Raw genomic sequence first — 9,068 nt, forward strand, 5'->3', positions numbered from 1 at the left:
CCATTTCGCTTGCTTACTGCCCGTCTTTGTTTTCTTGACACGATGGCGTATTTTGCCTGTCACGCAAGTGCCACATGTACAAGGTTACCCAAGTAGCGCTATGGGCATTTAGAATAACTGCATTAATTACGTGCCAAGAATATCCAACGGAGATTTGCATTGTCTCTTTTTTGTCGCGCTCGGCGCGCTGCCCTTCTTCTACTTGCCGTCGGATCGCTGGCGGCCTGTGCTACGTCGGACCAACGGCCCGCGCAACCTGATGGCGTTTACGATCCGTATGAGGCGCAAAACCGCCGGATTCACGCATTCAACCGTGGCCTGGACCGTGCTGTGGTGCGTCCGGCAGCCGTCGGATATTCGACGGTGCTGCCAGACGAGATCGAGGACAGCATCAGCCACTTTGCCAAGAACCTTGGCGAACCTTCGGTGGTGGTGAACAGCCTGCTTCAGGGCGACGCGCGGGGGGCCGGCATTTCGACCGTGCGGTTCCTGACCAACTCTGTTCTGGGCATCTTCGGCCTGTTTGACGTCGCGAGCGACTTCCAGATTCCGCAGCACGACACCGATTTCGGTGAAACGTTGTACGTGTGGGGCGTGGGGGAAGGCGCGTATATCGAACTCCCCCTTCTTGGTCCGTCAACCGCGCGCAACACGACCGGCAAGGTTGTTGACCTGTTCACCAATCCCCTGAGCTACATGGTGGAGAGCCCTGAACAGTATTACGGCACCGTCGCGGCGGCGGCTTCTGGCCTATCCCGCCGTGGCAGGTTTTCCGACACAGTTGATTCGATCCTATATGAAAGCGCTGACAGCTATGCACAGGCACGGCTGATCTGGTTGCAGAACCGCCGCTTTCAATTGGGCGATACGGGAACAGCTTCCGAGATTGACCCGTTTGCCTTGGATACAGAGGGTTTTTAGTATGATGATGTACCGACGCCATTTCATTGCCGCAGCGACCAGCGCTGCCGCAATTCTTCCCGCCGCGCCCGCCTTTGCCCTAAACGAAGCCAGTGCAGAGCGGCTGATCAATTCGCTGGTTGGAGACATCAACAGTGTCATTGCCTCCGGCAAAGGCGAGAGCGCGATGTTCCGCGACTTTGAACGCATCTTTGCCCGATACAGCGACACCTCCTATATCGCGGCCTACGCCATGGGTGTGGACGGTCGCCGCGCCAGCAACGGTCAGAAGCGGGCGTTTTCGAAGGCCTTTCAGGGTTACATTTCGCGCAAGTACGGTCGCCGCTTCCGTGAATTCATCGGCGGTCGCCTCGAAGTCAAAGGCGTGCGCAAGGTCAAGAATTGGTTCGAGGTCGAAACCACGGCCTTTCTGCGCGGCGAGTCTCCGTTTGCAGTGACTTTCCACGTTTCGGACCGATCCGGTCGCGACCTGTTCTTCAACATGTTCATTGAAGGCGTGAACCTTCTGCTGACCGAACGGACCGAGATTGGCGCTCTTATTGACCGCAACGGCGGCAATATAGACGCCATGATTTCGGATTTGAGCGCTTTGGGTTAGACCAACCCGAAAAAGGGACGGCCAATCAAAGGCTCCGCAAGATGCGGGGCCTTTTTTGGTTCCGCTGGCTTTCTTATGGATGCTTCAGCGTGAACGACCGCCACCCAGAATATCCCGCACGAGCATCTCGATCAGCCCTTCGGTCGTGCGCGGAACCTCCTGCCGTCGCGGAGCGGGCTGGGGTGCTGGTGCCGGAGCTTGCGCCTGCCGCTTGGCCCGTTCCGGGACTTGCAAAGGCAAGGGACGTGCCGGAACGTCCTCGTGGATCCGGACCATGGTTTCGCGCCAAATCTCGGCCGGTAAGCCACCTCCCGTCACACCGGTCAGGGGGGTATTGTCGTCATAGCCCATCCAGACACCGGCAACGTAATCCGCGGTGAAGCCAACAAACCAAGCATCGCGTGCCGCTTGGGTTGTCCCCGTTTTGCCCGCGATTTCACGGCCACCGAATTGCGCGCGCTGGCCTGTGCCTTCGCTCACTACCTTTTCCATCATCCAGATCAGCTCTCTCGCTGCCCCTTCCCGGATAACACGCTCACCGATGCCGCCACCGGTGCCCATCAAGGGCTCATCATCCCCTTGCAGGCGCAGGTCGATCAGACCGTAGGGTGTGACCGACGACCCGCCATTTAGAATGCCGGCATAGGCACCGGTCATGTCCAGAAGCGTGCTTTCCGACGCGCCAAGGGCCAAGGCGGGTCCGTCCGCCATGTCGCCGTCGATACCGAAGTCGCGCGCCACACGGCGGACGAGATCTCGGCCCACGCTTTCGGAGACTTTGACCGCCGGGATATTGAGCGATTCCGCCAGAGCTTTGGTCAACGTTACGCGGCCTGAGTAAGTGTTGGTGTAGTTGCGTGGGGACCAGCGGCCCGATCCCGGGATGTCGAGCGTCAGTGGATCATCATCCACAAAATCAAGCGGCGAATATCCCAGTTCCAACGCCACGGCGTAGACAAAGGGTTTGAAGGCCGAACCGGTTTGCCGTTGCGCCTGGATCGCGCGGTTAAAGACGCCCGCAACCCGTGTTTCACGCCCGCCGACCATGGCACGCACAGCGCCATCCGCGCTCATCACCACGATTGCGGCCTGGGCCTTTGACCCTTCGCGCACCTTGGTTTCGAACACCTCTTTCAGCGCATCTTCAGCAGCACTTTGCAGGCGTTGATCCAGTGTGGTTCGGATGATGACATCTTCGGTCGTGTTGCGGGTGAAGAATTCCGGGCCGGTCGACATGACCCAATCGGCAAAATACCCCCCCGCCTTGCGCCGCGCGGCAGGGGACAGGTTTGCGGGGTTCTGTTGCCACTTGGCGACTTCTGCATCCGAAAGGTAGCCTTGTTCGCCCATCAGGCGCAGCACAGTCGCCGCCCGTTCCTGGGAGCGTTGCAAATTGGAGGTGGGCGCCATGCGGGACGGCGCGGTCAACAACCCCGCGATCATCGCCCCCTCGGATGGGTTCAGATCGGTTGCAGGCTTGCCAAAATATCGCTGCGATGCGGCCTCTGCCCCATAGGCGCCACCGCCCATATAGGCGCGGTTGAGGTAGATCGACAGGATTTCGTTCTTGGAATACTTCGCCTCCATGGCCATCGCATAGATGGCTTCCTTGGCCTTGCGTTGGAGCGAGCCACGGCGACAGTCAGAGACGTAAGCTGCTTCGGATTCCCATTCGCTTGGCTCGTATTCAACGCCAAGGCACAGCAACTTGGCTGTCTGCTGGGTGATGGTCGATCCACCGTGCCCCTGCAGCGGACCGCGCCCCTCGCGCAAGTTAATGCGCACGGCACTGGCCACACCGCGCGGACTGACGCCGAAATGGCGATAGAACCGTTTGTCTTCGGTCGCGATCACAGCGTTTTTCAGGCCCGGTGCCACGGTGTCGGCCATAACCGCACCACCGAACTGATCGCCGCGCCATGCGAACCGTTCGCCTTCGCGATCCAGCAAGGTGACCGATCCACGTGCCCGCCCATCCAGCAGTTGATCCACATCCGGCAGCGTGGTCCAGAAGTAGCCAACAGCCAGCGCGACAGCTGCCGTCACCGTCAGCCCAACGCGCCACGTAGCCCACCAGATCAACCGCGCCACCCACCGGAACAGGCGAACGAAGATATTGCGCTGAGGTTTCTTGGGCGCAGCTTTGCGACGCTTGGCCTTGGTTGGCGCTTTGCGCACGGGCTTCTTTGCTGCCTTTTTTGGATAGCGGCGATCAGCCACCAAAGGGCGTTTGCCCTTTCTTGAATCACTCATTCTTGACCCCTGCCCGGCCTTTTGTTTCCAGCAGTGTATCCCGTTTCACCGGCTTTGCCACGCCCAGATGGACCAGGTACGGGATTCCTTACCGCCTACTTTTTGAGCAACTGTGAGTGATTGCGCATTTTTTATGCACAACACTGTGCGGCGCACGGGCTTTCCCCGGGCCAAATCTTTGCCCTGCGCACGCGATGCTCTCTTTTCCCCGCATACCGCAGGGCGACCTGCCAATCAAAGGGGACATGTGGTGAAACTCATCATTGCTACGATCAAGCCGTTCAAGCTGGAGGAGGTTCGCGAAGCGCTGACCGAGGCCGGCGTCCGCGGCATGATGGTTACGGAAATCAAGGGCTTCGGTTCGCAATCGGGTCACACGGAAATCTATCGCGGTGCGGAATACGCGGTGAACTTCGTGCCCAAGGTCAAAATCGAGATCGTGGTCGCTGACGGCATGGCTGACCAGATCGTCGAAACCATCACCAAAACCGCCCAGACGGGCAAGATCGGGGACGGAAAGATCTTTGTCCTCGACGTCCAGCAGGCCGTGCGCGTTCGCACCGGCGAAACGAACGAAGACGCCATCTGAGCGCCAGCCATAGGAAGAACACGGACAATGAAACTTACGAAATCTCTGATTGCTGGTGCAGCGCTGACCGCTCTGCCCACGCTCGCGCTGGCACAGGATGCCGCGCCGGGCTTTGACGAAATCGGCCCCTACATCATGACCACCTTGCTGTTCTGCATGGCGGGTTTCCTCGTCTTCTTCATGGCGGCTGGGTTTGCCATGCTGGAAGGCGGCCTGGTGCGGTCCAAGAACGTGACCATGCAAATGACTAAGAACATTGGTCTGTTCTCGATCGCGGCCATCATGTACTGGCTCGTCGGCTTCAACACGATGTATCCTGGCGACTTCAACGGCTACTTCGCAATCGGTGGCCAGACTGTGCTTGACCCCGTGGGTGTCGCGGCGGCAGACGCCGCACTGGACTACGCATCCGTCGGCTCAGACTTCTTCTTCCAGCTGGTGTTTGTCGCGGCAACTGCGTCCATCGTGTCAGGCGCCCTCGCCGAACGCATCAAACTGTGGCCCTTCCTGATCTTTGTCGTTGTTCTGACCGGTCTGATGTACCCGATTTCCGGTTCGTGGAAATGGGGTGGCGGCTGGCTTGATGCTGCAGGCTTCCAGGACTTTGCTGGCTCGACGGTTGTACACTCTGTAGGTGGCTGGGCCGCTCTTGCCGGTGCCATGGTGCTGGGCCCACGCCTTGGCAAGTACAAGGACGGCAAGGTCAACCCAATGCCTGGTTCTAACCTCGCACTCGCCACTCTGGGCACGTTCATCCTGTGGCTGGGTTGGTTCGGCTTCAACGGTGGTTCGCAACTGGCGATGGGCACCGTTGGCGACGTTTCGGACGTGTCCCGTATCTTTGCCAACACGAACATGGCGGCCGCTGCCGGTGCTGTGACGGCGCTGATCCTGTCGCAGGTCCTGTACAAGAAGCCTGACCTTACCATGGTGCTGAACGGCGCACTGGCGGGCCTTGTATCCATCACGGCTGAACCTCTCGCACCCACTCTGTTCGGTGCGCTGTGGATCGGTGCCATCGGTGGTGTGATCGTGGTCTTCACCGTGCCGCTTCTCGACAAGTTGAAAATCGACGACGTGGTTGGCGCGATCCCGGTTCACCTGTTTGCCGGTATCTGGGGCACCATCGCCGTTATCTTCTACAACAGCGATGCAAACCTTGGCACGCAGCTGCTGGGTATCATCTCCTACGGTGTGTTCACCTTTGTCGCTTCGCTGATCGTTTGGTTCATCCTCAAGGCGGTCATGGGTATCCGTGTCGGCGAAGAGGAAGAGATCACCGGCCTCGACATGTCAGAACTGGGCATGGAAGCATATCCGGATTTCTCGAAAGGCTGAGACTCCTTCCTCTCAGTAGAAGAGAACCGACTGACCGGGCGTCCGCGCCCGGTCTTTTTTTGTGAGCGGGGACTGCGCGCGGTCTCTAAACAACCCTGCAGCAGATCAAACCTCGGACGCCCAATCGACAACTGCAAATTTTGTGCCAAAGATGTCTCCGACGCTTACAGTCCAAGTCATTTGAAACATACCCACTAACAGCTCGCAGCCCGTCATGGCCCAAGGTTTTGGGACCCACTGTATGATGGCGTTTCAAGCGGATTGGTTCAATTCTGCCGCCCGGCGACGTGAGCTGGCAACACCGAAACATCCCGATGCTTTCCATCCGGATCATTGTAGAAAGGATCCGTTCCCGGAGGTTGGAAGATGACTTCCCGATCTGCAACACCGGTCGGGTCGGTTGCGACACGCCAATACTCGTCCGCGATCAAGGATGGATCAAACGGTCCATTCGGCGCAACAATACCGCAAATCGCCAAGACCGAGACGTGCACGCCTTTTGGGGCAAGTTCCTTGTAGAGAGATATTGCCAGACTTCTAAGCGCCGACTTGCCAAGAGCAAGCGAGGTCCACTCAGGAAACGGTTCGATCGACAAGCCGCCGCCTGTAAACAAGATGGCCCCGGACCCGCGTTCTATCATTGCTGGCGCCAGCTTCGTAACAGCACGGTGCGCGCCGAGAACATTGACCGCGAGCTCATTGGCTATGTCTTCTGTCATCACATCAAGCGGCCCGCCGGGTCGCAAAACCGCAGCATTGTACACCAACACATCGCATGCGCCCTGGCGCTGAACGAGGGTGTCCAGGGCCCGGTCCAGCTCTGCGACGTGACCCGCATCTGCCACTTCCCAAGACACCGTGATACCTGAATCAGCCAGTCGTTCACTCACGGCCTTGAGGTTTTCAGGATTGCGCGCGATGAGACTTATGCAAAACCCATTTGAGCCGAATTTGTGGGCGACCGCTTCACTTACGCCTGATCCCGCCCCGATGATGATGCAATGTTTCAATGCCAAGCTCTCAACGACCGTTGGTTTTCCAAAACTTCTAGAATTTTGATCTGCCAAAAGTCAAAAACGGGCTTTTTTGCTCAGATGAAAGCAGGACCCAGAACATCGGAACGCACCATATGCTTGAGACAGACCGCCTGATACTCAGAAAGCCGGTTGTGGATGACTTCGAACCGTTGGCCGACATGTTTGGCGAACCGAGTGTCACGGAACATATCGGCGGCATCCTGACCCGAGCGGACGCGTGGGCGCGCCTGTTGCGTGATGCAGGACACTGGGATTTGGAAGGGTTTGGCCAATTCATCATTGTGGACAAGGTGACAGGCTCGTTTGTCGGAAAGGTTGGCTTTGCGAAGTACAAGAGAGACCTGGGGCCGAATGTGGACACCGAGGTAGAATGCTCCTGGACGCTCAGGTCAGCCTGCCATGGCAAGGGGTACGCCACCGAAGCCGCGCTAACGGCGCATCATTGGTATGACACGCATATGGCGGGCCCGACAGCCTGCATGATTTCAGAGGCGAACACTGCGTCCCTGAAGCTCGCCGCGTCGCTTGGTTATTCGAAAGTGGATCGCCTTGCCGTGCCGACCGGCGCGTCCATCGTCCTGCAAAGGGATGGATCGCGCCCGAAGCACTCGGCTGGGATCAGACCCCAGCCCTGACGATAGCGTCAGCCAGCACAGGCACCGTTTCTGCGTTGAGACCTGCGATGTTCATGCGACTGTCCCCAACCATGTAGATGCCGCTGTCTTCGCGCATCTTGACCACCAACTCCGGTGCCGCACCGAGGCGCGAGAACATGCCCCGATGCTGGGCCAGGAAACCGAAACGGTTGGAGCCGGAGCGTTGCTCAAGCTCTTTGGCTAGCTGTTCGCGCAGGTCCAGCATGCCGGTGCGCATCTCTTCCAGTTCCGCCATCCAGTCCGTGCGCAGAGCGTCATCATTCAGGATCATCGTCACCAGCCGTGCGCCGTGGTCGGGCGGGAAGCTGTAATTTTGGCGGTTGAGGAAGTTCAGCGTGCCCTGGGCGATCGCCTTATCCGTGCCGTTTGCCACCAGCATCAGGATGCCCGTGCGTTCGCGGTAGATTCCGAAATTCTTGGAACAGCTGGCCGCGATCAGGCATTCGGGCACCGCAGCGGCAACGGCGCGCGTGCCCGCGGCGTCAGCATCCAGACCGTCGCCAAAGCCCTGGTAAGCGATATCGATCATCGGGGTGGCCCCGGTGTCTTGCAAAACCTTGATCACCTCATCCCATTGCGGGCCGGTCAGGTTGGCGCCCGTTGGGTTGTGGCAGCAACCGTGCAGCAGGATCACGTCGCCCTTCTTGGCTGTCTTGAGATCGGCGATCATGCCGTCGAAATCGACGCCGCGTGTTTCGTCATCGAAATAGCGGTACATGACCTTTTCCATGCCCAAGTAGTCGAGGATGGACAGGTGGTTGGGCCATGTCGGGTTCGAAACGAAGATCCGTGCATCGGCATTGGCCATGCGGATCAGTTCGAACGCCTGCCGCACAGCCCCTGTGCCGCCCGGCGTTGCGACCGAGTTGACCGAGCTGCGCGGCACGGTGTTGCCCAGCACGAGATTGACCATCGCGTCATTGAAGTCGGGCGCACCGGCGAGGCCCACATAGGACTTGGTGTCCTGAACCTCCCACAGCTTCTGCTCGGCCGCCTTGATCGCGCGCATCACGGGCGTGTTTCCGGTTGCGTCCTTGTAAACGCCGACGCCAAGGTCGACCTTCGCCTCGCGCGGGTCCTCGCGATACATCTGCATCAGCATTAGGATGCCGTCGGGTTTCTGCGCAGTCAGGTGTTCGAACATCAGGCGTCTCCGGTTGCGACGGGGACCATGGGCGACATGCCCCACTCGGCCCAGCTTCCGTCATAAAGTGACCAGCTGTCATGCCCCAGACGCTCAAGCGCGAGGGCGAGTATGGCTGCGGTGATGCCCGAGCCACATGTGGTGATGATGGGTTTGCCCAGATCGACGCCCGCGCTTTCAAAGACGGCGCGTGTTGCGTCGGGCGATTTCAGCGTCTTGTCGTCATTGAGCAGCGTGTCATAGGGCACATTGCGCGACCCCGGCACATGCCCCGACCGCATACCTTCGCGCGGCTCAGGCGCTTCGCCGCGGAACCGTGCCGCTGCCCGGGCATCCACGACCTGGGTCGAACCCAGCTTGGCCGCTTGGCTGACCTGCGTCACATCCCGAACCAAATGGTTCTGAAACCGTGCCGTCAGGTGCCTGTCCTTGATGACCGGCGCCATATCTTCGGTGGGGCGGCCCTCGGCCTGCCATTTCGGCAAACCGCCATCGAGCACAGCCACGTCGCGGTGCCCCATCAGCCGGAACA

General features: G+C 59.3%; 9 protein-coding genes. 5 read left to right on the plus strand and 4 right to left on the minus strand.

The features are described 5' to 3' along the window. The first annotated feature begins 159 nt into the window (after window positions 1-159). Window positions 160-921, plus strand: a complete 762-nt coding sequence (locus tag AC6RA8_RS10150; protein ID WP_500352535.1) for an MlaA family lipoprotein — start codon at window positions 160-162, stop codon at window positions 919-921. A gap of 7 nt (window positions 922-928) precedes the next feature. Beyond that, on the plus strand, window positions 929-1,519 hold the full coding sequence (locus tag AC6RA8_RS10155; protein WP_500352554.1) for an MlaC/ttg2D family ABC transporter substrate-binding protein: 591 nt from the start codon (window positions 929-931) through the stop codon (window positions 1,517-1,519). 84 nt (window positions 1,520-1,603) lie between these two features. Here AC6RA8_RS10155 and AC6RA8_RS10160 read toward each other — a convergent pair whose 3' ends face one another. Next, on the minus strand, window positions 1,604-3,772 hold the full coding sequence (locus AC6RA8_RS10160) for a transglycosylase domain-containing protein (protein ID WP_500352537.1): 2,169 nt from the start codon (window positions 3,770-3,772) through the stop codon (window positions 1,604-1,606). A gap of 250 nt (window positions 3,773-4,022) precedes the next feature. Between AC6RA8_RS10160 and AC6RA8_RS10165 the strand changes: the two genes are divergently transcribed. Beyond that, window positions 4,023-4,361, plus strand: coding sequence for a P-II family nitrogen regulator (locus tag AC6RA8_RS10165; protein WP_189370072.1), 339 nt, complete (start codon window positions 4,023-4,025; stop codon window positions 4,359-4,361). Window positions 4,362-4,388: 27 nt separating this feature from the next. Beyond that, window positions 4,389-5,699 (plus strand): ammonium transporter, encoded by a 1,311-nt coding sequence (locus AC6RA8_RS10170; protein WP_500352539.1) that lies wholly within the window; start codon window positions 4,389-4,391, stop codon window positions 5,697-5,699. A gap of 266 nt (window positions 5,700-5,965) precedes the next feature. Here AC6RA8_RS10170 and AC6RA8_RS10175 read toward each other — a convergent pair whose 3' ends face one another. Next, complete coding sequence (locus tag AC6RA8_RS10175) at window positions 5,966-6,715, minus strand: SDR family NAD(P)-dependent oxidoreductase (protein WP_500352541.1); 750 nt, start codon at window positions 6,713-6,715, stop codon at window positions 5,966-5,968. Between the two features lie 113 nt (window positions 6,716-6,828). Here AC6RA8_RS10175 and AC6RA8_RS10180 point away from each other — a divergent pair, with 113 nt between their 5' ends. Beyond that, entirely contained in the window at window positions 6,829-7,371 is a 543-nt protein-coding gene (locus tag AC6RA8_RS10180) for a GNAT family N-acetyltransferase (RefSeq protein ID WP_500352542.1), read from the plus strand. On the opposite strand, the gene AC6RA8_RS10185 is transcribed toward AC6RA8_RS10180, so the two are convergent. Further along, entirely contained in the window at window positions 7,355-8,536 is a 1,182-nt protein-coding gene (locus AC6RA8_RS10185) for an amino acid aminotransferase (protein WP_500352543.1), read from the minus strand. The two genes, AC6RA8_RS10180 and AC6RA8_RS10185, sit on opposite strands and share 17 nt — an antisense overlap. Beyond that, on the minus strand, window positions 8,536-9,068 hold a 533-nt coding region (locus tag AC6RA8_RS10190; protein ID WP_500352545.1), incomplete at its 5' end, for a sulfurtransferase. The genes AC6RA8_RS10190 and AC6RA8_RS10185, both read right to left, overlap by 1 nt.

Source organism: Tateyamaria sp. (assembly GCF_059783535.1).